This window comes from Nocardia sp. alder85J (assembly GCF_020176955.2).
Lineage (GTDB): Bacteria > Actinomycetota > Actinomycetes > Mycobacteriales > Mycobacteriaceae > Nocardia.
The window spans coordinates 343,685-366,298 of record NZ_JAIUCZ020000002.1 but is presented as its reverse complement, the minus strand read 5'-3'; the positions used below and the strand labels follow the sequence as shown (position 1 = coordinate 366,298).

Below are 22,614 nucleotides of genomic sequence, written 5' to 3'. Positions count from 1 at the left end.
TATCGATGCCACGCGGCGCCGAGCGAATCCCCGTGCGGCGTCGCGGATGTGTAAACAATTGTTACCCACCAGATAATCGGGAGTTTCCGAAGTCTCACCGAATTACTCCGGAGGCGGCCGCCGGCCCGTCCATTACGCTCGCACGAAAGCGATCGACCCAGGTCGGGCAGGTATCGGAGATATTACGCGGCAATCGCGCGGTGACCGTCAGGTTTCCCCGATCTCACAGCTCACATTCCCCGCCGCGAGGGTGTGAGACAGATGTTTTACGCCGTACTCGCGACTCCCTACAGTCGGGACAACTACCCGTTTTCTCGCTCGTTGGGGGTGTCGTGGTTAATTCGCATGAAGAGGGTTCGGCACCCGTTCCCGCGGCGGCGCGGAGCGCCGGTCCGGCCGGGGACACCCTGCTGCGGCTGGGCAAGTACTTCACCCGCGGTGAGGTGTCGGCGGATCTGCGGACCGTGCATCGGACCGGTGGTCGCGATGCCGACGAGTTCTACCGGCACCGGTGGTCCCACGACAAGGTGGTGCGCTCGACCCACGGAGTGAACTGCACCGGGTCCTGCTCGTGGAAGATCTACGTCAAGGACGGCGTGATCACCTGGGAGTCGCAGCAGACCGACTATCCGTCGGTCGGCGCCGACAAACCGGAGTACGAGCCGCGCGGCTGCCCGCGCGGGGCGTCCTTCTCCTGGTACACGTATTCGCCTGCGCGCGTGCGGTATCCGTATGTGCGCGGGGTGCTGCTGGAGATGTATCGCGAGGCGAAGGCGCGGCACAAGGATCCGGTGACGGCGTGGGCGGACATCGTCGAGGATCCGGAGCGGGCGCGGCGCTACAAATCCGCGCGCGGCAAGGGCGGATTCGTCCGGGCGGAGTGGTGGGAGGCGGCCGAGATCGCGGCGGCCGCGCACGTCCACACCATCAAGCGGTACGGGCCGGACCGGATCGCGGGCTTCTCGCCGATCCCGGCGATGTCGATGGTGTCGCATGCCGTCGGCGCGCGGTTCATCTCGCTGCTCGGCGGGTCGATGCTGTCGTTCTACGACTGGTACGCGGATCTGCCGGTGGCCTCGCCGCAGGTGTTCGGCGATCAGACCGACGTGCCGGAATCGGCGGACTGGTTCGATGCCGGATATCTGATCATGTGGGGTTCGAACGTCCCGGTGACCCGGACCCCGGACGCGCACTACATGACCGAGGCCCGCTATCGCGGGCAGAAGGTGGTCGTGGTCTCCCCCGACTACGCCGACAACACCAAGTTCGCCGACGAATGGGTGGCGGCGCGGCCGGGAACCGATGCGGCCCTGGCGATGTCGATGGGGCACGTGATCCTGACGGAGTTCTTCGTCGAACGGAGCACCGCGCGCTTCACCGACTACGTCACCCGCTACACGGATCTGCCGTTCCTGATCGCGCTCGACGAGGCCGACGGCGGCTGGAACGCGGACGGGGAATATCAGGGCCGCGTTTGGCGGCCGGGGAAATTCGTCACCGCCGCCGATCTCGGGCACACCGGCGAGGGTGACGAATTCCGCACGGTGCTGCTGGACGGCGACGGGAATCCGGTGGTGCCCAACGGTTCTCTCGGTGACCGCTTCACCGGATCGGGCACCGCCCGCTGGAATCTGGACCTGGGGGACATCGACGTCCGCCTGACGCTGCACGGCCACACCGACGATGCTGTGGCCGTGCAGTTTCCCCGATTCGACGGCGGCGAGGCCCGGATCGCTACCCGGGGGGTGCCGACTGTCGTGGTCGGCGGCCGCCGGGTGACCACCGTCTTCGATCTGCTGCTGGCCCAGTACGGGGTCGCCCGGCCCGGCCTGCCGGGCGACTGGCCCACCGGCTACGACGACGCCACCGCCCCGTACACACCGGCCTGGCAGGAGACCGTCACCGGGGTGCCCGCCAGTCAGGCCGCGCGCATCGCGCGCGAATTCGCGGACAACGCCGAACGTTCCGGCGGCCGGTCGATGATTCTGATGGGAGCGGGCACCAACCACTGGTTCCACTCCGATCAGATCTATCGCGCCTTCTTCACCCTCACGCTGCTGACCGGCTGTCAGGGCGTCAACGGCGGCGGCTGGGCACACTACGTCGGACAGGAGAAGTGCCGGCCGGTGACCGGCTGGGCGACACTGGCTTTCGGGCTGGACTGGCAGCGGCCGCCGCGGCAGATGCAGGGCACGGTGTTCTGGTATCTGGCCAACGATCAGTGGCGCTACGACCCGTTCACCGCCGAGGCGTTCGCCTCCCCCCTGGGTTCGGGCCGATTCGCCGGGCGCACCGCCGCCGACAACATCGCGCTGGCCTCCCGGCTGGGCTGGATGCCGAGTTACCCCACCTTCGACCGCAATCCGCTGGATCTGGTGGACGACGCCGAGGCCGCGGGCCGCTCGCCGCAGGAGTACGTCATCGACGGGCTGACATCCGGGTCGCTGCGGTTCGCCTGCGAGGATCCCGATGCGCCGGAGAACTTTCCACGCTGCCTGACGGTCTGGCGGGCGAACCTGCTCGGCTCCTCCGGCAAGGGCAACGAGTACTTCCACCGGCATCTGCTGGGCGCGGACTCCAACCTCCAGACCACCGACGCCGCCGGGGTGCGGCCGCAGGAACTGGTGTGGCGGGAGCAGGCCGCCACCGGGAAGCTGGATCTGCTGTTGTCGCTGGACTTCCGGATGACCTCGACCACGCTGTTCTCCGATATCGTGCTCCCGGCGGCCACCTGGTACGAGAAGCACGATCTGTCCTCCACCGACATGCATCCGTTCGTGCACGCCTTCTCCCCCGCCATCTCGCCGCCGTGGGAGGCCAAGACCGATTTCGAGGCGTTCCACCGGATCGCGCGCGGATTCTCCTGGCTGGCCGAGAAACATCTCGGGGTGCGCAAGGACCTGGTCGCGGTGCCGCTGCTGCACGACACCCCCGATGCCCTGGCCCAGGCCGGCGGCCGCGTGCGGGACTGGAAAGCCGGTGAGTGCGCACCGATTCCGGGGGTCACCATGCCGAAACTGGTGGTGGTGGAACGGGATTACCCGGCGCTGGCGGAGCGGATGGCCGCGCTCGGGCCGCTGGTGGACACGCTCGGGCTCACCACCAAGGGCGTCACCACCTTTCCCGAGGCCGAGGTGGAATATCTGAAGGGCGTCAACGGGACCGCGCTCACCGGCGCGGGCCGGGGGCGGCCGTCACTGGCCAAGGATGTGCACGCGGCGGAGACCATCCTCGCGCTGTCCGGCACCACCAACGGCCGGCTCGCCGTGGCGGGCTTCCAGGCGCTGGAACGGCGCACCGGCACCGAATTGGCCGATCTGGCCGAGGAACACGCGGGCAAGCGCATCACGTTCGCCGACACCCAGGCCCGGCCGGTCCCCGTGATCACCTCCCCGGAATGGTCCGGCTCCGAGACCGGCGGCCGGCGGTACTCGCCGTTCACCATCAACACCGAGCGGCTCAAGCCGTGGCACACCCTCACCGGCCGCCAGCACTTCTATCTCGATCACGACTGGATGATCGAACTCGGTGAGCAACTGCCGATCTTCCGGCCGCCGCTGGACATGACGGCGCTGTTCCGGGAGCCGGGGATCGGCGCGGTCGGCGCGGACGGGGTCACCGTCAGATATCTGACCCCGCACTCGAAATGGTCGATCCATTCGGCGTATCAGGACAACCTGCACATGCTGACGCTGTCGCGCGGCGGGCAGGCGATCTGGATGTCGGAGCGCGACGCCGCCAAGATCGGTGTGGCCGACAACGATTGGATCGAGGCGACCAACCGCAACGGCATCGTGGTGGCGCGCGCGATCGTCAGCCACCGGATGCCCGAGGGCACGGTGTTCATGTACCACGCACAGGACCGGGCCGTCGACGTGCCGCGGATCGAGGGCACGGCCACCGCCGGCGCGGCGCGCGGCAAACGCGGCGGCATCCACAACGCGCTGACTCGCATCATGATCAAGCCGACCCATCTGGTCGGCGGCTACGCGCAGCAGTCGTTCGCGCTGAACTATCACGGCCCCACCGGAAATCAGCGTGACGAGGTCACCACGATCCGGCGGCGCAGCCAGGAAGTGGAGTACTGACATGCGGGTGATGGCCCAGCTCGCCATGGTGATGAACCTGGACAAGTGCATCGGCTGCCATACGTGCAGCGTCACCTGCAAGCAGGCGTGGACCAACCGCGGCGGCACCGAGTACGTCTGGTTCAACAATGTGGAAACCCGCCCCGGACAAGGGTATCCGCGGCAGTATCAGGATCAGCAGCGATGGAAGGGCGGCTGGACGCTGGATCGGCGGGGCCGGCTCACGCTGAAGTCCGGGTCGCGGCTGAAGCGGCTGCTGAACATCTTCGCCAATCCGGATCTGCCCACGGTGTCGGACTACTACGACCCGTGGAGCTACGACTACGGCACTCTGCTCGATGCCCCGGCGATGGACACCACCCCGGTGGCACGGCCGAAATCGCTGATCACCGGCCGGGATACGAAGGTCACCTGGGGCGCCAACTGGGACGACGATCTCGGCTCCGGCCCGGACCAGGTGGGCCGGGATCCGTTGCTGGCGAAGCTGTCCGAGCAGGTGAAGCTGGAATTCGAACAGACCTTCATGTTCTACCTGCCGCGGATCTGCGAGCACTGCCTCAATCCGGCCTGTGCGGCGGCCTGCCCGTCCGGCGCGATCTACAAGCGCACCGAGGACGGCATCGTGCTGGTGGATCAGGACCGCTGCCGCGGCTGGCGGCAGTGCATCACCGCATGTCCGTACAAGAAGGTGTATTTCAACCACAAGACCGGCAAGGCGGAGAAGTGCACCTTCTGCTACCCGCGGGTGGAGGTCGGCATTCCGACGGTGTGCTCGGAGACCTGCGTCGGGCGGCTGCGTTACATCGGGGTCATGCTCTACGACGCCGACGCGGTGCTGGAGGCCGCCTCGGTGACCGATCCGGCGCAGTTGTATCCGTCGCAGCTCGGCGTCTTCCTCAACCCGCACGATCCGCGGGTGGTGGCGGCGGCCGAGGCGGCGGGCATCTCCCCGGAATGGATTGCGGCGGCACAGGAGTCGCCGGTGTACCGGCTGATCGTGGACTACCAGATCGCGCTGCCGCTGCATCCGGAATATCGGACCATGCCGATGGTCTGGTACGTGCCGCCGCTGTCACCGGTGGTGGACGTGCTGTCGCAGACCGGGCACGACGGCGAGCAAGCCGGAAATCTGTTCGGCGCCATCGACGCACTGCGCATCCCGGTCGAATATCTGGCCGAACTGTTCACCGCCGGTGAGGTCGGGCCGGTCCGCGCGGCCCTGCAACGACTGGCGGCGATGCGGTCGTTCATGCGCTCGATCAATCTCGGCCAGGAGCCCGACCTGTCGATTCCGGCGGCGGTGCGGCTGGAACCGGAGGAGATCGAATCCATGTACCGGCTGCTGGCCATCGCCAAGTACGAGCACCGCTACGTGATCCCCAGCGGCGCGACCTCCCGTGCCCACGAACTGGATTCGCTGGCCACCGGATGCAGTCTGGACGGCGACGGCGGCCCCGGCATGACCGCCTTCGACGTGATGGCGGAGAAGTTCCACCTGACCGACACCAACGGCGCTGCCCCCGAACAGAAGTCGCGGCGCATCAACCTGCTCGACTGGGACGGGACCAGATCCGAGGGCCTGCTACCCGCCCGCAACGGCAACGGCGCCAACGGCTCCGGCGCCAACGGCAACGGCAACGGCAACGGCAACGGCAACGGCAACGGCACGATCCCGCACGGCCACAACGGCTCCGGCAACGGCACGCACGCCGACCGCTCGACCGATGCCGCCGCCCGCGACTCGGACGACAACGCACCGGAACCGACGGGCGCCACCCGATGATGCGGCACCACCATACGCACATCGGCCCCGGCCGAGTCCGCGACACGACAACCCACCGAGACCGACCGGCCGCCGCTCCGCTGGGTCGATACCCGGCCGCCGAAGGGCGACCGGCCGATTCGGGCCGGGCAGCGCAGCCGCAGCAGCGCGGTGCCGCGATCGAGAGGCGCCAGGAAATCCGTTGCGGCCCAGCTCATATCCGGTCAGAACAGTATCCGACCATCGCACGAAAGGTGTTCCGGCCGTGGCCCTGCTGACCCTGCGCCGCCGCCCTGTCCCGGCGGTCCCCATGCCCGAGCGCGATCGGTGGCTGACGTGGCGCCTCGCGGCGCTGCTGCTGGACTACCCGGCCGCCGGATTGCTCGCCATGCTGGACGAATTGTGCACCGCCGCAGCGGAACTCCCCGAAGCGGTGCGCGCGAACCTGATGACGCTCCTCACGCATCTGCGCGACACCGATCCGATCGTGCTGGCCCAGCAGTACGTCGAGACGTTCGACCTGCGCCGCCGCGCCAGTCTGCACCTCACCTACTACGCCTACGGCGACACCCGCAAGCGCGGTCTGGCGCTGCTGCGGTTCAAGCACGCCTACCGGCACGCCGGGGCCGAACTGGACGACAGTGAATTGCCCGACCATCTGCCGGTGCTGCTGGAATTCGCCGCCACCGTCGATCCGATCGGCGGCGAACGGCTGCTCGGCGAGCACCTGCCGGTCATCGAACTGCTGCGACTGTCGTTGTCCGACAGCGGATCTCCTTATGCCGCCGCGCTGGCCGCGGTGGTGGCGACGCTGCCCCCGCTGACCACGGCCGATCGCCGCCGCATCGCCGAACTCGCCGCGGCCGGTCCGCCGGAGGAGGAGGTCGGGCTGGAGCCGTTCGCGATGGATCCCGCGATGTTCGCCGCCGGGGAGGGTCGCCGATGACCGCCGCCGTGTGGCTGACACTGCCCTATGTCGCCTTCACCTCGTTCGTGCTGGGCCATCTGTGGCGGTATCGCACCGACCAGTTCGGCTGGACCACCCGGTCGTCGCAGATCTACGAATCCCGGCTGCTGCGGCTGGGCAGCCCGCTGTTCCACTTCGGGATGCTCGGGGTGATCGGCGGACATGTGCTGGGTGTCCTCGTCCCGCAGTCGTGGACGGACGCGATCGGCGTCTCCGAGCACCTCTATCACGTGGTGGCGGTCTCGGCCGGCTCGGTGGCGGGAGTGGCGGTGATCGCCGGGATCGCGATCCTGCTGTACCGGAGGATCACCGTGCCCGCGGTCCGGATGGCGACCACCACCAACGACAAGGTGATGTACGTGCTGCTCGCCGGCGCGCTGGTCACCGGCCTGCTCAATACGGTGGGCAGCAATCTGCTGTGGGGCGCCTACAACTACCGCGAGACGGTGTCACCCTGGTTCCGCAGCCTGTTCACCCCGCATCCGCATCCGGAGTCGATGGTCGGCACGCCGTGGACGTTCCAGGCACACGGCCTGATCGTGCTGGCGCTCATCGGATTCTGGCCCTACACCCGGCTGGTGCACATGTTCAGCGCGCCGGTGGGCTATCTGGTCCGGCCCTACATCGTCTACCGCAGCAAGGAATCCGACGCCGCCGATCAGCGCCGCTACGCCCGCGCCTGGCGGGCGCCGGTGACCCCGCCGACACGCTGAATCCCGGCTCCCGGCCCGGCGGCCGGAATACCGGACCGCCGACGGGGCACGGAGGTCCTCAGATCGTGATCTCACGACGAAGCACCTTGCCGGTCGCGTTGCGCGGCAACGGTTTGTCGGTGATCAGCCAGCGAGCCGGCACCTTGAAATAGGCCAGCCGGGACGCCGCGAAATCCCGCAGGCTCGCCTCGTCGACGGCGGCCGGATCGTCGACCACCGCCACCGCGGCGACCAGTTGGCCCAGATCCTCGTCGGGCACGCCGATCACCGCCGATTCCACGACCGCCGGATGGTCGTCGAGCACGCCCTCGATCTCGGCCGGGTAGACGTTCTCGCCACCGCGCAGGATCAGATCGCTGCGCCGCCCGGCCATGAACAGGCAGCCGTTCTCGAGGTGGCCGAAATCGCCGGTGCGGAGCCAGCGTTCGCCGTCGATCGCGGCGGCGGTGGCGACCTCGTCCTGCCAGTAGCCGAGCATCACGTAGGCGCCGCGGACGCAGATCTCGCCCTCCTGCCCGTCCGGCACGGGCCGTCCCTCGGCGTCGCGGATCTCGACCTCGGCGCCGAACACCGCGCGCCCCACGGTATCCGGATGCTCGGCCAGATCCATGGCGGTGGCCACGGTGGCCGCCGAACCCGCCTCGGTGAGGCCGTAACTCACCGCCAGCGCCACCTGCGCCACCGGCAGCCGTTCCCGTAGCCGCCGATGGAACGAGGCCGACGACGGCGCGGTGTTCAGCGAGAATCCGGCCAGCGAGGACAGGTCGTACCGGGACAGGTCGTGCTGCAACATCCGGTGCGCCATCGTCGGCACCGCCCCCCAATGGGTGACCCGCTCGCGCTGCACCAGGCACAGCACCCGGTCGACATCGAAACCGCCGGAATGGATCACGACCGCCGCACCGGTGGCCAGGCGCGGGATGGCGAGGTTGTGCAGGCTGGCGATGTGGAACAGCGGCGAGGTGAGCAGGTATCGCTTGTCGCTGGGTTCGATGAACGGCTGCCCGGCCACGCCGGCCAGGATGGCGTCCATGAAGCGGTGGTAGTCCGCGATGGCCAGCAGGTTGCGCTGGGTGGCCACCACGCCCTTGGGGCGGCCGGTGGTGCCGCTGGTGTAGAGGATCACCGCCGGATCGTCCTCGGCGACCGGGGTGCGCGGCCGCGGCCCGGGATGATCGACGATCAGCTGCGGCAGATCCGTTTCCATCGTGAGCACCGGCACCGCGGCCCCGGCCTCGGCCAGCGCCACCGCCCGTTTCGCGTCGGCGACGACCACCTTCGGCGTGGTGTGCCCGAGCCCGTAGGCGATCTCCTGCACCGCCCACCAGGCGTTGTAGCCGACCGCGACGGCGCCGAGCGCCTGGGCGGCGCCGAAGGTCACGATCCATTCGGGGGTGTTGGCCGCGAGAATGCCGACGCGGTCGCCCTTCCCGACCCCGTGGCGCTGCGCGAGGGCGCGGGCCAGCGCGGCCACGGCGGCCTCGTACTGCGCGAAGGACATCCGGCTGTCGGCGGTGACCAGATAGTCCCGATCACCCCACACGACCGCCTGATCGAGCAGCTCCTGGAGCGAGCGCCGGCGGCGCACCAGCACCGGCGTGGGCACGCCCAGCACGTCTTCCACCGCGGTCTCGAACGGTGCGCCCGGTTCGGACAGCCGTGCCCGGATCTGCGCCACGAACTCCCGCGGATCGACGGCATTCGTCATGCCCTGCCCCTCACTGTGTCGACGGTGGTGTGCCTTCCTCGATCATCGCGCGTGCGGCGCCCGTCACATCTGGACAATGCCGAACAGTGGACAGTGCCACCGCTCGTCGGCCCCGGCGTGGCCGGGCCGGACCGCCGGTCACTTCGGCGGCAGCGCCCGCACGAAACGGAGGCTGCGCTGCACCCACTGGTCCAGCACCTCGTCGGTGGCGATCAGCTCGGTGCCCACGTGCAGCCAGCCGGACCGCGGCCGGCCGCCCATCACCATGGGCACCACCAGCTCGCCGTCGATGAGCCGATCGGCGTCCTTCGGGTCGACCCGGGCCAGCAGGCCGCCGCGCCCGCTGGCGGCCACCGCCATATGGCCGCCGACCAGAAAGGCCAAGCCGCCGAACATCTTCTGCTCGACCACATCCGGCAGCGCGGGACCGAGCAGATCGCGGATCCGGTCGGCCAGTTCCTCGTCGTAAGCCATGCCGCCATTGTCGCGGTGGGCACCGACATTTTCGGCGCGCACGACCCGGTGAGCGGCCGTCGCGCCGACTATTCACCCAATGTTCTCGGTTCCGGATTTGCCTCGCGGATTCCGGTCGACCAGCATCCAGATTCATGCCGTCAGATCGCTTGACCTCCGCCGGTGAGATCCCCGATACCGGGATTCCCTCCGCCCTCGCCACCCGTATGACCATGGCCGAACAGCACGAATGGCACCGGGGGTACCTGCGTCGCAGGTCGGTGTCGCGCCGCAACTTCCTGCGCGGCTCCGCGGCGGCCGCGGCGGTCGCCGCGCTCGGCGTCACCCCGTTCGGCAAGCGCGCCTACGCCGACGACGGCCAGCTGCTCGTCGGCGGCCGGCACGTCGGCTACGGCGCCGACGCCGCCAGCCAGCTCCGCTTCGGCGCGCAGCTGTCGCGTAATCCGGGCGGTACCAAGGTGTTCCTGGAGCACGGCCCGACTCCGGCGCTCGGCGGTTCGGTCGAGGCCGAGGTGCGCAACCTGGTGACCCATATCCCCACCACCGACGGCGGCGTACTCGGCGCCGAGCAGTTCTACGTGCACGCGCCGGTGGACGGCCTGCCCGGCCGCGTCCCGCACTTCTACCGCTGGCGCACCGCCGACGGCTTCGTGGGTGACATCCGTTCGGCCGCACCGGCGATGGCGAGCGCACGGGATGCCGTGCTGCCCTTCCGCTTCACCATGCTGGGCGACCAGGGCACCGACGACACTCCGGGGCAGCCCGGCGGTCTGGCGCCCGGCGACTACGACGACGCCTATTACAAGGACGACAACGACCCGGCGGTGCCGCACACCGCCAACGTGCTGCGCCAGATCACCGCCAGCAAGTCCGATTTCCACATCCTCGCCGGTGACATCGCCTACGCCGACCCGTCCGGGGCGGGCAAGAAGCCACAGTTCGCTCCGCACGGCGCCAATCCCGCCGACGGCTTCGACAAGTACAACCCGTTCGTGTGGGACGTCTACCTCAACTCCATCGAGCCCAGCAGCTCGGTGACGCCGTGGATGTTCGCCACCGGCAACCACGACATGGAGGCCGCGTACGGCAACCACGGCTACGACGGACACGCCGCGCGCCTGGATCTCCCGGCCTCCGGCCCGGCGGGCTGCCCCTCGGTGTACTCGTTCACCTACGGCAACGTGGCGGTGCTGTCGCTGGACGCCAACGACGTCTCCTACGAGATCAAGTCCAACACCGGATACTCCGGCGGCGCCCAGACCGGTTGGGTGGAGCGGACTCTCGCGGCCCACCGCGCGGATCCGAACATCGACTTCATCGTCTGTTTCTTCCACCACTGCGCCTACTCCACCACCGATTCGCACGCCAGCGACGGCGGCGTGCGCGACGCGTGGTGCGCGCTGTTCGACAAGTACCAGGTGGATCTGGTGTTGCAGGGCCACAATCACGTCTTCGAGCGCACCGATCCGATCCGCGCCGGGCAGCCCACCAAGGCCGCGGGCGACAACTCGATCGTGTACGGGGCCACCGACGGCACGGTGTACTACACCGTCGGCGCCGGCGGCCGGCCGCGCTACGGATTCCAGCCCGGATCCCAGGAGACCTACCGTGGGCACGAGGTCGCCGACACCGGCGTGCCGAACAGCTACGTCTGGGGTCCCGACGGCAAGAAGCAGGACGAGGCCATCGGCTGGTCGCGGGTGCGCTTCCGCAACTACTCGTTCATCCGCGTCGACGTCCGCCCCGGCTTCTTCGCCAGCGAGATGGACGTGGTGGCCGTGGACGAGTACGGCCGCGAGTTCGACAAGGTCACCTACCGCCGCCAGGTGCACGCCTGAGCCGGTCCGCCGAGACGGCGAGGCCGGTCCGCGTCCGATGCGGACCGGCCTCGCCGGGCAACCGTTTCCGGGTTCCGGATCAGACCCCGAGCGCCGGGGCGAAGAGGTTCCAGGAGTTGTGCAGATCGTCCTGCCAGTACGCCCAGGCGTGAGTTCCGTTGCGGTGCACCACCGTCGCCGGAATGTGCAGCGAACCCAACCGGCCCAGCAGCGCCCCGTTGCAGTTGTCGATGAAGGTCTCCATGCTGCCGCCCACCGCGATCCGGTCCACCAGCGCGGAGGTGTTGCCGTTGATGGACGGATCCTCCAGCCGCTCGTGCTCGCCCAGATTGCCGTTGCCGGTGGAGATGTACAGCGCGGTGCCGCGCAACCGCTCCGCGTTCAGCACCGGATCGTGCGCGGACCAGTTCGGATCGGCGAGGCCGCCCCACATGTTGTCGGCGTTGGCGCCGTAGGGCGCCAGCTGCGAGTGGATGTAGACGCGGGCGACCGGATCGCTGACCCGCGGGCAGCCGCTGTAGGAGCCGACCGCCTGGTACAGCCCGGGTGAGTCGATCGCCAGATCCAGCGCCGAGGTTCCCGACATCGACGCTCCCGCAACGGCATTGCGGCCGGTCATGGCGAAGCGCTCGTTGAGCAGCGGCGGCAGCTCGCGGCTGAGGAAGGTCTCCCACTTGTTGCGGCCGAGCACCGGATCGTCGGCCACCCAGTCGGTGTAGTAGCTGGCCCGGCCGCCCATCGGCACGATGACGTTGACCGGCTTGTCGGCGAAGAACGCGGCCACGTCGGTGCGCTTCATCCAGGGCCCGCCGTCCTCGCCCCCGTCGACCGCGTTGAGCAGGTACAGCGCCGGGGCGGGACCGTCCGGATGCGACATCCACAGCGAGATGTCGCGATTCATGGCCGCCGAGTGCACGACGACGTCCAGTTCGCGACCGCCGATCGGCCGCACGGACAGGATCGCCGACCCGCCGGCATCCACGGCGGGCCGCTCGGCCGGTTCCGCGGCGGGCCGCTCTGCGGGTTCCGCGGCGGCCGGTCGCTCGGCCGGTTCGGGCGCGTCGGAGGCGACGTACGTATCCGGCGCCGCCGGGGCCTCGGGTTCGGCGTATGCGACTGCGGGCAGAATTGCAGCAAATGCCGCGGACGCTGCGACGAAGTAGCGTAGGAGCGGTTGCATGACGGCAGTATTCCACCAGTGAGACGGAATATTCGGACACTCAGCGGGCGTGTTCCTCCGGCAGGTGCACCCGCAGCGAGGTGATGTCCTCGACCGCCGGACCCTCGATTCGCAATCTCTTGGCAACTGCCCAGCGCAGCTTCTTCGGCAGATCCGGCGCCAGCGCGGTGAAATACGAATACAGCCAGTCCGTGCGCCCCACCAGGAACGGGAAGTCGGTGCTCATCATCTTGCGCAGCACCAACATCGGCACCGGCGCGTCCAGCGGGTGGAATTCGTGGTTCCACAGGCCCGGCACGGCACAACCGGGATAGAACTGGCCCAGCATCCAGCCCTTCGCCACCACCTCCGGCTTCCGGGCCCGATGCACCTCGTCGATCCGGTCGGTGCGGGTCAGCCCGGGGAACATGGTGATGAGCGTGAGACTGCGGACATCGGAGGGATGTTCACCGCGCAACCCGCGATAGATGCCGATGGCCTCGTCGACGACCGCGTCGATCTCCGGCACGGTGAGCGTGTCACCGCCGGGAACCATTCCGGCCCAGAACAATCGGCGGGTGCTGCTGTAGCGGACGAACGGGCACACCGCGCCGTCGCGGCCGAGCTCCGGATGCGGCCGCACCAGATGGTCGTCCACCCAGCGGGTGAGCCGACCGGCCGCCGGGTCCAGCCGGTCCCACCGCTCGAGATCGTCGTAGACGTTCCACCAGCAGGTTCCGCTGCCGGGCCCGACCCGCGCCGCCGGCGACGCCATGGTGGTCATCGCGCGCCCTCGGCTTCCAGATGCGCGGCCAGCAGCGGTCCGATGACGGTGACCACATCGGAGTTGGTGAGCTGGGCGTGGGTCGCGTCGACCGGGTGCTCGATCAACCGGCCGGTGACGTACGGCCGCCACAGCCCGGCATCCAGCGATTCGGTCTGCCCGCGGGTCGCCGAGAAGTACAGCAGGTCGCCGTCGAAGGTTCCGGGCCGGTAGCCGTGCGACAGCCGCACGCCGTCCACATAGCCGCGATGCAGCCGGGTCAGCTGATCGGCGCTGAGACCGGAACCCAGGGACGCGCCGGTGGCCAGCACCTCGGCCGCCTGCTCGGCGGTCAGATCCGCCAGCGCGTCGGCGTCCTCGGGTTCGTCGCCGAGCAGGTGGGTGAGCAGATCGCGCATCCGCGGGACCGGTGGCGGCGGCATGCCGTCGGGGAACACGATGCTGTCCAGCATCGCCAGCACCCGCACCGGATGACCCAGCCGCCGCAACCGGACCGCGATCGCGTGCGCGATCTGCCCGCCCAGCGACCAGCCCAGCAGGTGGTACGGCCCCTCCGGCTGCACCCGGAGGATCTCGGTCACATACCCTTCGGCGAGATCGTCGATGGTGGTGTCGCTGCGCGGCTCACCTGCCAGCGTCAGCGCCTGCAATCCGTAGACCGGGCGATCGCTGATGTAGCGCGCGAGGCCGGTGTAGCACCAGGCCAGCGGCACCGCGGAGTGCACACAGAACAGCGGCGGCCGGGTCCCCCCGGGGCGCAGGGTGAGGACCACGCCCAGCGCGTCGTCGGCGGCCGTGCCGTCGTCGGTGGCGATCCGCTCCGCCAGCGCCGCCACCGTGGGCGCGGTGTACAGCCAGCGAACCGTCACCGCCTTGCCGGTAGCGGCCACCAGTTCGGCCGAAAGTTCCACGCCCAGCAGCGAATCGCCGCCCAGATCGAAGAAGTCGTCGTCCAGGCCGACCCGGGCGGCGCCGGTGACCGCCGCGAACTGCTCGGCCACCAGGCGCTGCAACTCGGTCTCCGGGGCGCGATAGGGCCGCAGCACCACCGCGGGCGCGGGCAGCGCGGCCCGATCCACCTTGCCGTGCGCGGTGACCGGCAGCCGATCCAGCGCCACCAACTGGGTCGGCACCAGTGCGGCGGGCAGCAGATCACGCAGGCGCTGCACCAGATCCGCGGTGTCCAAGACGGTTCCGGGCTCGGCCGGCACCACGTAGCCGACCAGCCGGGCGCTGCCGTGGCCGCTGTCGACGGTCACCACCGCGCGGCCGACGCCCGGCAGCGCGGTCAGCGCGGCCTCCACCTCACCGGGCTCCACCCGGCGGCCGCGCAGGGTCAGCTGATCGTCGGCGCGACCCAGGAAGGTGAATCCCGCCGCCGCCGGCGCCAGCACGAGATCGCCGGTGCGATAGAGACGTTCGCCGCTGCCGAACGGGTCGGCCACGAAGCGCTCGGCGGTGGTCGCCGGGCGGCCCAGATAGCCGTGCGCGACACCGGGACCGCCCAGGTACAGTTCACCGCGCCCGCCGGGCGGCACCTGCTCCAGCCGCGAATTCAGCACCACCGCACGCACTCCCGGCAGAGCGGCACCGATCGGGGCCGGCTCGTCAGCGATCAGCGGCTCCGATTGAGTTGCCATGACCGTGGTTTCGGTCGGGCCGTAGCCGTTGAACAAGCGCAGCGCGGGCGCCCACTTCCGGATCAGCTCGGCCGGGCAGGCCTCACCACCCACCACCGCCACCCGCAGCCCGGGCACGTCCTCGGGCGACAGCGTCGCGAGTACTGCCGGGGTGGTGAGGAAGTGGGTGATCCGCTCGGCGTCGAGCAGCCGCCGCAGGTCGGCGCCGGCCACCACCGCGGGCGGCTCCACCACCAGATGCGCGCCGGAGGCGAAGGCGGCCAGCAACTCCAGCAGATGGGCGTCGAAGGAGGGGGCGTGCGCGTGCAGCACCCGGGAGAAGCCGTCGACGCGGTAGCGGTCGACGATGTGATCGGTGAGTGCGCCCAGACCGCGGTGGCCCACGATCACGCCCTTCGGCCGCCCGGTGGTACCGGAGGTGTAGATCAGGTAGGCGGTGTGATCGGGGTGCAGCGGCCGGATCCGATCGCGATCGGTGACCGGATCGCCGGATCGCCGCGCCACCCGCGCGGTCAGCTCCGGATCGTCGACGACCAGCCAGGCCGGTTCCGGCGGCAGCCCGCGCAGCATCGCGCGGGTCGTGAGACCCAGGCGCGCACCGGAATCCGCGACGACACCGGCCAGGAACCGGGCCGGGTCGGCGGGATCGACGGGGGCGAAGGCGGCGCCGGTGCGGGACACCGCCAGCAGTGCCAGCACCGATTCGGCGGAGCGCGGAATCGCCAGGGTCACCACGGTTCCCGGGCCGGCCCCGTGGTCGATCAGCTCCCGCGCCCAGCGCGCGGACTGCTGATCGAGTTCCCGGTAGGTCCAGCTGCGGTCGCCGTCGGACAGCGCGACCGCGTCCGAGCCGGCGTTGGCGCACAACAGATCCGGCAGCAGGCGGCGCTCGTCGGCGCGGGGACGACCGGCGGCGACCGGGGCAGGCGCCGGATCGAGGGTGTGCACCACCCGATCCGGTTCGGCGCCGAGGAAGCGGTGGAAGTACTCCAGGAAGGTACGGTGGTGCCAGGCCAGCGTCTCCGCCGAGTACAGCGCCGGATTGCCCTGCATGTCGATGCTGGCGGCGCGGGCATCCGGTCCCAGCTGGAATCCGTTGATCAGCAGGTCTTCCACCATGCCCAGCGACATCAGCCGGGCCTGCGCGGTCATCGCGCCCAGTTGCAGCTGCTCGATCATGCCGAGCGCGTTGAGCACCGGGCCGAATCCGCCGCGCACCACTTGCTGATCGCCGCGGTCGTAGAGCATGTCCTCGTAGCGATAGCGCTGATGCCGCAGCGCGCCGATCACCCGGGTCCGCACCTGTTCCACCGCGCCCGCGACGGTGCCGGTGCGAATTGCGCACAGCCGCAACGGAACCACGTTGGACACCGAACCCGCCGAACGGCGCAGCGCCGCCGACGCGCGCGCGGCCACCGGCAGCGACAGCACCACGTCCTCGTTACCGCTCATGGCGGCGAGGTAGCAGGCGAAGGCGGCGACGGTCAGCTCCGGGAAGCTGGCCCCGCTGCGCTCCTGCGCGGCCTCCAGGCGCAGCGCCGTCGCCTCCGGCAGGGTCGCCTCGATCCGGTGCGGACGCGGCATCGGCGCGGCGCGGCGGCCGGCCAGCCCGACCACCTCACCGCCACCGGACAACTGCTCGTGCCAGTACTCGCTGTCGGTGCGCGACCGCGACGAGTCCCGGTAGGCCCGTTCGTCGTCGAGCATCTCCGGCACCGTCATCGGCCGCGCGGTCGCGGTGATCCCGGTGCGCCACTTGGCCCGATGCTCGCCGGTGCGCATCGCGGTCAGCGCCCGCGCGGCGTCCTCGTCACCGAAGGAGGCCGGATCGACCGTCACGGCGTACAACTCGCTGGTGCGGCGCAGCACCGCGACCGTCCCGACCCCGTCGAGCACGATGTGATGGCTGCGCAGGTACAGCAGATGGTGGTCCGGGCCGACCCGGAACAGGGTGGCCAGCGACAGCCGATCGCGCAGCAGATCCAGCGGCAGCCGATAGTCGCGCTCCATGATCTCCGCGGCGGCCGCGACGGGATCGGGCCGCTCGCTGACGTCCTCGACCCGCGGCACGTCGAACGCGTTCGGGTCCAGGTACTGCCGCGGCTGCCCGTCGACCAGCCGGAAGCGCACGTGCGGGGACTGGAGTTCCCAGGCCGCCTGGGCGGCGCAGTGCCGCAGCAGATCCACGTCCATCCGGCCGACCATGTCGAGATACATGGCGATCGTGTTCGGGACGTCCGGATACAGCTGCTGGGCCACCCACCACCGCAATTGCGCGACCGACAGCGGATACTCGGCGCCGCCGCCGGCGGCGGGCCCGCCCGTCACCGGCTTCGCACCGTTGACGCACGGCATCCGATCGGCGAGGGTGACCGTCACCCCCGCCCCGCTGTCGCGCGGCCCGGCGCCGACCTCGCGCTCCGTGGCGACAACCGCTGTGGAGACCCGTGCACCCGGTGCGCCCTGCGGCGCGTCGTCAGCTCCCGTCACCATGCCTCCTCGCATGCGGAGAACACCTACAAGTACATATCCAGCAAATGAACGGCATACACGATGTAGCGGCGGGCTTTCGGCGACGCGCCCACGAAACGAGCACTCAGCCCAGGTTCTTCCCGTCCGGAACCGCAGAACACCAGCAGGCAAGCGCCGCCGATTCTATAGCTGATTTGTTGCCAAACTTCGGACCGGGCACGCAAATCGCCCGGCCGTGGCCCTGTCCCGGACGGCCGCGGGCGCCGCACCGAGCCCCGGCCAGGCGTCCGGCAGCGGCGGCGTACCCGCGGACCGCCGCCGCCATCCGCATCGAAACATCAAGGTCGACAACGATATTCACGACCGGGCGGCCGCCACCGCGGGTCCGGCGGCGGCACCCGGACCCGTCCGGCGACCCCGCGGCGGATGCCGGTGGTTCCCGCGACCACGCCCGCGACTCCGGGCGTGCCGGATTCACGGTGACACCGGCAGCGCGTCATTCACCGTCGCGGGCAGCGCGCAGACCCTCGATATCGAGCTTTGACATGGTGCGCATCGCGGCGCCGACTGCGGCGGCCCGGTCGCCGCTCAGCAGCGCGGGCAGCTCCGCCGGGACGATCTGCCAGGACAGGCCGTAACGGTCGATCAGCCAGCCGCAGGGGCCGGGCTTGCCGCCGTCGGCGGTCAGCGCGTCCCACAGCCGGTCCACCTCGCCCTGGTCCTCGACGATCACCTGCAACGAGGCCGCCTCGGAGAGCGCGTACGTGGGCCCGCCGTTGAGCAAGGCGACGGTGTGCCCCGCCAGCTCCAGCGACACCACGAACGCCGACCCGTCCGGATTGCGGCTGACCTCGGTGATCCGCGAATCCGGGATCAGCGCGGTGTAGAACTCGGCGGCCTCCTCGGCGCCGGCGTCGAACCAGAGAAAGGTGATGACGCTGGTCATGTGCTGCTCTCCTCGCGGATGTGGGGGAAGTCGGTCGAAACTACCGACGGCCCCGGCTGCCGGGATTCATCGGCCCGCGTCACCGCACAACATGTCCAGGGCGCTGCGGCTCGCCGCGTCGGCGGCCCGATAGATGACCACATAATGGTCCGGATGCTGCACCGGCACCAGCGACTCGAAGGCGACGGTGAATCGGCCCACCTCGGGATGCACGATGGTCTTCGCCCCGCTACCGTGCAGCCGGACATCGCGCTCGGCCCACATGTCCGCGAATTCGACACTGCCGGAGACGAATTCGTCGATCCGATCGGACAGTTCGCCATCGTCGGGATGGGCCGCCCAGGTGGCCCGCAGATCCGCGATGCACTCGCGCAGCCGCTCGTCGCGATCGGCGTAGCGATCGCGCAGTTCCGGATGGAACAGGAACAGCCAGATACCGTTGCGCTGACGCGGCGGCAGCTCGCCGTAATCCACGATGACCCGGGCCATCTCCGGATTCCAGGCCAGGATGTCGTTGCGGTGGTTGCGCACCAGCGCCGGCAACGGCGACAGCTCCGCGAGCAGCCGGACCAGCTCCGGCGGCGCGTGGTGCGCGAGGTGGACACAGCCCCGCCCAGGTCGCGCCGGCCTGGACACTCCAGAATCCCGCGGTGACGGCGCCGATCATCGGCGCGCGCACCGCTGCTCAACTGGAGGACGATCTCGGCGCGCTGGAGGTCGAGTTCGAGGCCGGTCACCTGGCCCGTCTCGACGCCGCGAGCGCCGTCGAACTCGGCTTCCCGCACGAATTCCTCGACCGGGCCATGACCCGCGCGGTCACCTTCGGCGACCTGAAGATCGAGGCCCGGCGCTGAGATGATGCCGGCAGCATCCCTCGGCCCGCACCGCCACACAACTCCGCACGGACCGCCCGGCGCACGGGATCGTGGCCCGAGAGCCGACGATGTCCGGTCGGTATTCATCCATGGTGAAACCGGGCGGGCTCCCGGAGCCGGGCCGCGCCGACACCGACGTGGCGGTCGATCTCACCGGATGTCGATGTTGTCAGCACCAGTGATAGTGACCGCCCCAGTGCGGACCGCAACCGTTCCAGTAATCACAGTCCCCGCCCCCGTGCCAGGACAGTTGCGACTGCTGATGCACGGGCACCTGGGCGAGGACCGGCCCGGCTACCGGCCCGGCGACCAGCCCACCGGCGGCCGCAACGAGAAACAGGCAAGTACACAGCTTTGATCTCATGTCGACACCCCTTCGGTATACATCTGAATATCAGGACCAGCAACGAGCGACGCCGAAGATTCGGCAACCTTCCAGCATACTCAGGTCGTGCGGCCGCGATCCCGGATGAGACCGAAATATGACGCGAGATCCGTGCGCGGTGTCTTCCCCCGGCGATCCGTGCGCGAGCCCAGGCTCGATGACAGCGCAACGTGCTGCGGATCAGCGCCGATCCCGTTGACACTGCAACGAGCCGCCACCTTCTCGCGGCCCTCGCATCCGCTGTGGCGAGCAGCTCACGACAACGGGACACCGGATCACCACGATCTTGCCGTCCTTGCGGGTGCAGGATGCTCTCACCAGGTCGAAAGATCCCGCACGGCATCGAGGACGCGGTCGGGCAGTGTGCGATCCGCAGCCCCGGAGCCCGGCCGATCGGCAGCGCACCGTGTCACGGCCGATCAGCCGGATGGCCTGCGCGGCTTCGGATTCACCGCGCTCAGGCGGCGGCGTCGAGCAGCATGCGAGCGGCGGTGTGGAACCGGTCGCAGAGCAGGCGGACGACGGCGGGGTGGGTCCCGACGGGTTCGGCGACGCCGTCGGCTCCTGCGGTGCGCAGACGCTGCTGGAACAGGCCGTCGGCGAGCAGGTAGGACGCGACGAAGATTCGTTTGCCGGTCGATTCACGAAGTCCGGCAACGACTTCGGGGACTCGCGGGCCGCCGGTGGCGATGGTGGCGACCGGCACGGTGGTGTGCAGCAGGTCGCCGAGCATCGCCGCCGCGCGCCGGACGTCGTGTCGCGCACGGGCATCCGAGGAACCGGCGGCGGCCAGCACCACCTCGTCGCCGGGCCGCCAACCGGCCGTGCGCAATCGGGCCCGCAGCACCCGCGCCAGCGCGAGGTCGGGGCCCATCGCCGGGGTGACCACCACGGCCGGATGCCCGCTGTCGGCCACCTCGCGCGGCACGTCCCGGTAGACGTGGTAGCCGGAGGCGAGAAAGGCCGGAACCAGCACGGCCGGAACCGAACCCAGATCGCGCAGCACTTCCGCCGGGGACGGGCCGAGGACGTCGACGAAGGCGGTGCGCACCAGCGGTGCCGGGCCGCCCGGGCAACCCAGTTCACGATCGACGGCCGCGGCGAGGTCGGCGATCATCTCCACGCCCCGGGTGCTCCTGGTGCCGTGCGCGACCAGGACCAGGGCGGGTGTGTTCACCAGACCCCCGCGACGGGCGCGAGCCGGTCGGGACGCAGCGACGGCCCGTATCCCACCGGCGGGCGCGGGCTGTCCTCGCCGCACTCGGCCGGATCCAGGGCCAGGCGGTAGCCCCGTTTCACCACGGTCTGAATGGCTTTCGGCGAACCGAGGCCGGCGCGCAGGCGGGCGATGCCGGTCTCCACCGCGTGGGTGTCGTCACCGCCGCCGGGCAGGGCGGACAGCAGGTCCGCGCGTGACACCACCCGGCCGGGCTGCCGGGCCAGCGACCGCATCAGGGCCATCGGCGCGGGGGCCAGCTGCCGGACAGTGCCGTCCACCACCACGCAGCCGCCGCGCACGCTCAGCACATGCCCGCCGGCGTGAATCCGGTTGGCGCGCCGAGGAAGTTCCTCGGCGACGTGCCGGGCCAGCGCGCCCAGCCGGGCGCGGCCGGGGGCGGTGGTCGAGACCCCGAGCTCCTCCAGCGGCGCCGCGGTGATCGGGCCGACGCAGGCGGGCAGCACCCGGGTGCGGAAGGCGTGCACGACGGCGTCCAGCAGCCCGGTTTCCTTGGCGCGCATCAGCAACGAGGCCACCGCCGGGGCGCTGGTGAACGTCACGCAGTCCAGCCCGAAGGTGACGATCGCCTCGATCATCCGGTCCATCGGCTGCCGATCCTCCGGCGGCACCCAGCGATACACCGGCACCGGCACGACATCCGCTCCAGCGCAGCGCAATACCTCGCAGAAGTCGGGCACCGGTTCCCATTCGGTGGTGGCGCCGTGCAATTGGACCGCGATGCGCACACCCTCGACGCCCTCGCCGAGCAGATGGTCGAGCACCTCGGCCGAGGACTCCGAGGCCGGCGACCACTCCTCACGCAGTTCCGCGGCGCGGATGGCGCCCTTGGCCTTCGGCCCGCGCGCGAGCAGGCGGGTGGAGCCCAGCGTGCTGCGCAGATTCTCGGCCAGGCCCCAGCCCTCCGCGGCCTCCATCCAGCCGCGGAACCCGATGCCGGTGGTGGCGACCGCCACCTGCGGCGGATCGGCGACCAGTTGCCGGGTCACCCGTTCCAGCTCGGTGTCGTCGGCCAGCGGGATGATCCGGATCGCCGGGGCGGCGAGGATGGCCGCACCCCGGCGGGACAACAGGGTGGCCAGTTCATCGGCGCGACGCGCGGCGGTCACGCCGATGGTGAAGCCGTCCAGTTCGTCGGTCATGGTCGTTCTGCCTGGCTCTCCGGCTCGATCGCCTCGTTCGAAACAGTGACGACCCCGTCGGCCACCTGCACCGCATGCACCGGCAGCGCGACCGCCTCGTCGTCCAGGCAGCGCCCGTCCAGCAGCGAGAACGCCTGCTTCAGCAGCGGCGATGCCACGATAGGCACCCCACCGCGGTCGCCGACGATGCCGCGCGAGATCACCGCGGCCCGGCCGAACGGGTCGATATTACCGACGGCGTACAGCGAACCGTCCGGCAGTAGGAACAGGGCGGCCTGCCGGCCGCCTTTCAGCAACACCGCCACACCGCGGCCGGGAATCAGATAGTCGAGCCGGCAGGCTCGGGTCCAGCCGGTGGTGGTGACCGGCGCGGGCACGGTCGTATCGATCACGGTCATCGGTAACTCTCCTCCGAACGCCCTTA

Annotated in this window: 16 protein-coding genes; 6 read left to right on the top strand and 10 right to left on the bottom strand. The window is 70.1% G+C overall.

Annotation, left to right across the window (positions count from 1 at the left end; genetic code table 11):
• The first annotated feature begins 410 nt into the window (after positions 1-410).
• The 4 genes from LBW94_RS07875 (at position 411) to narI (ending at position 7,530) form a co-directional block, all read left to right on the top strand.
• A complete protein-coding gene (locus LBW94_RS07875; RefSeq protein WP_225055609.1) occupies positions 411-4,088 on the top strand; it encodes a nitrate reductase subunit alpha in 3,678 nt (1,225 codons plus the stop codon).
• Between the two features lie 10 nt (positions 4,089-4,098).
• Positions 4,099-5,871, top strand: coding sequence for a nitrate reductase subunit beta (gene narH, locus LBW94_RS07870; RefSeq protein ID WP_225055607.1), 1,773 nt, complete (start codon positions 4,099-4,101; stop codon positions 5,869-5,871).
• Between the two features lie 244 nt (positions 5,872-6,115).
• On the top strand, positions 6,116-6,796 hold the full coding sequence (narJ, locus tag LBW94_RS07865; RefSeq protein WP_225055228.1) for a nitrate reductase molybdenum cofactor assembly chaperone: 681 nt from the start codon (positions 6,116-6,118) through the stop codon (positions 6,794-6,796).
• Entirely contained in the window at positions 6,793-7,530 is a 738-nt protein-coding gene (gene narI, locus LBW94_RS07860; protein WP_225055227.1) for a respiratory nitrate reductase subunit gamma, read from the top strand. The genes narJ and narI overlap by 4 nt, the downstream gene beginning before the upstream one ends.
• 58 nt (positions 7,531-7,588) lie before the next feature.
• Here narI and LBW94_RS07855 read toward each other — a convergent pair whose 3' ends face one another.
• Complete coding sequence (locus tag LBW94_RS07855) at positions 7,589-9,238, bottom strand: class I adenylate-forming enzyme family protein (RefSeq protein WP_225055225.1); 1,650 nt, start codon at positions 9,236-9,238, stop codon at positions 7,589-7,591.
• A gap of 138 nt (positions 9,239-9,376) precedes the next feature.
• Positions 9,377-9,712: a TfoX/Sxy family protein gene (locus LBW94_RS07850; protein WP_225055223.1), complete on the bottom strand. Its 336-nt coding sequence runs from the start codon at positions 9,710-9,712 to the stop codon at positions 9,377-9,379.
• 134 nt (positions 9,713-9,846) lie between these two features.
• On the opposite strand from LBW94_RS07850, the gene LBW94_RS07845 reads away from it, so the two are divergent.
• A complete protein-coding gene (locus tag LBW94_RS07845; protein WP_225055222.1) occupies positions 9,847-11,550 on the top strand; it encodes a metallophosphoesterase in 1,704 nt (567 codons plus the stop codon).
• A 79-nt stretch (positions 11,551-11,629) separates the two neighbouring features.
• Here LBW94_RS07845 and LBW94_RS07840 read toward each other — a convergent pair whose 3' ends face one another.
• From LBW94_RS07840 to LBW94_RS07820, 5 genes are all read right to left on the bottom strand, one after another.
• Entirely contained in the window at positions 11,630-12,730 is a 1,101-nt protein-coding gene (locus tag LBW94_RS07840; RefSeq protein ID WP_225055220.1) for an alpha/beta hydrolase, read from the bottom strand.
• A 40-nt stretch (positions 12,731-12,770) separates the two neighbouring features.
• Entirely contained in the window at positions 12,771-13,493 is a 723-nt protein-coding gene (locus LBW94_RS07835; protein ID WP_225055219.1) for a DUF6875 domain-containing protein, read from the bottom strand.
• Positions 13,490-17,626: a non-ribosomal peptide synthetase gene (locus LBW94_RS07830; protein WP_225055217.1), complete on the bottom strand. Its 4,137-nt coding sequence runs from the start codon at positions 17,624-17,626 to the stop codon at positions 13,490-13,492. The genes LBW94_RS07835 and LBW94_RS07830 overlap by 4 nt, the downstream gene beginning before the upstream one ends.
• 475 nt (positions 17,627-18,101) lie before the next feature.
• Positions 18,102-18,551, bottom strand: coding sequence for a VOC family protein (locus LBW94_RS07825; RefSeq protein ID WP_225055215.1), 450 nt, complete (start codon positions 18,549-18,551; stop codon positions 18,102-18,104).
• A 66-nt stretch (positions 18,552-18,617) separates the two neighbouring features.
• Positions 18,618-19,187, bottom strand: coding sequence for a hypothetical protein (locus tag LBW94_RS07820; RefSeq protein ID WP_225055214.1), 570 nt, complete (start codon positions 19,185-19,187; stop codon positions 18,618-18,620).
• Between the two features lie 14 nt (positions 19,188-19,201).
• On the opposite strand from LBW94_RS07820, the gene LBW94_RS07815 reads away from it, so the two are divergent.
• Positions 19,202-19,405 carry a hypothetical protein gene (locus LBW94_RS07815; protein WP_266270236.1) on the top strand — a complete coding sequence of 68 codons (204 nt, stop codon included), beginning with the start codon at positions 19,202-19,204 and terminating at the stop codon, positions 19,403-19,405.
• A gap of 863 nt (positions 19,406-20,268) precedes the next feature.
• Here LBW94_RS07815 and LBW94_RS07810 read toward each other — a convergent pair.
• Genes LBW94_RS07810 through nirD form a run of 3 tightly spaced genes read right to left on the bottom strand, consistent with a single transcriptional unit; the run spans position 20,269 to position 22,588 of the window.
• Positions 20,269-20,988, bottom strand: coding sequence for a sirohydrochlorin chelatase (locus LBW94_RS07810; protein ID WP_225055212.1), 720 nt, complete (start codon positions 20,986-20,988; stop codon positions 20,269-20,271).
• The gene (locus tag LBW94_RS07805) at positions 20,985-22,190 is read right to left on the bottom strand and encodes a uroporphyrinogen-III synthase (RefSeq protein WP_225055210.1); all 1,206 of its coding nucleotides are present in this window, start codon (positions 22,188-22,190) and stop codon (positions 20,985-20,987) included. The genes LBW94_RS07810 and LBW94_RS07805 overlap by 4 nt, the downstream gene beginning before the upstream one ends.
• Positions 22,187-22,588: a nitrite reductase small subunit NirD gene (nirD, locus tag LBW94_RS07800; RefSeq protein ID WP_225055208.1), complete on the bottom strand. Its 402-nt coding sequence runs from the start codon at positions 22,586-22,588 to the stop codon at positions 22,187-22,189. The genes LBW94_RS07805 and nirD overlap by 4 nt, the downstream gene beginning before the upstream one ends.
• Positions 22,589-22,614 lie beyond the last annotated feature (26 nt).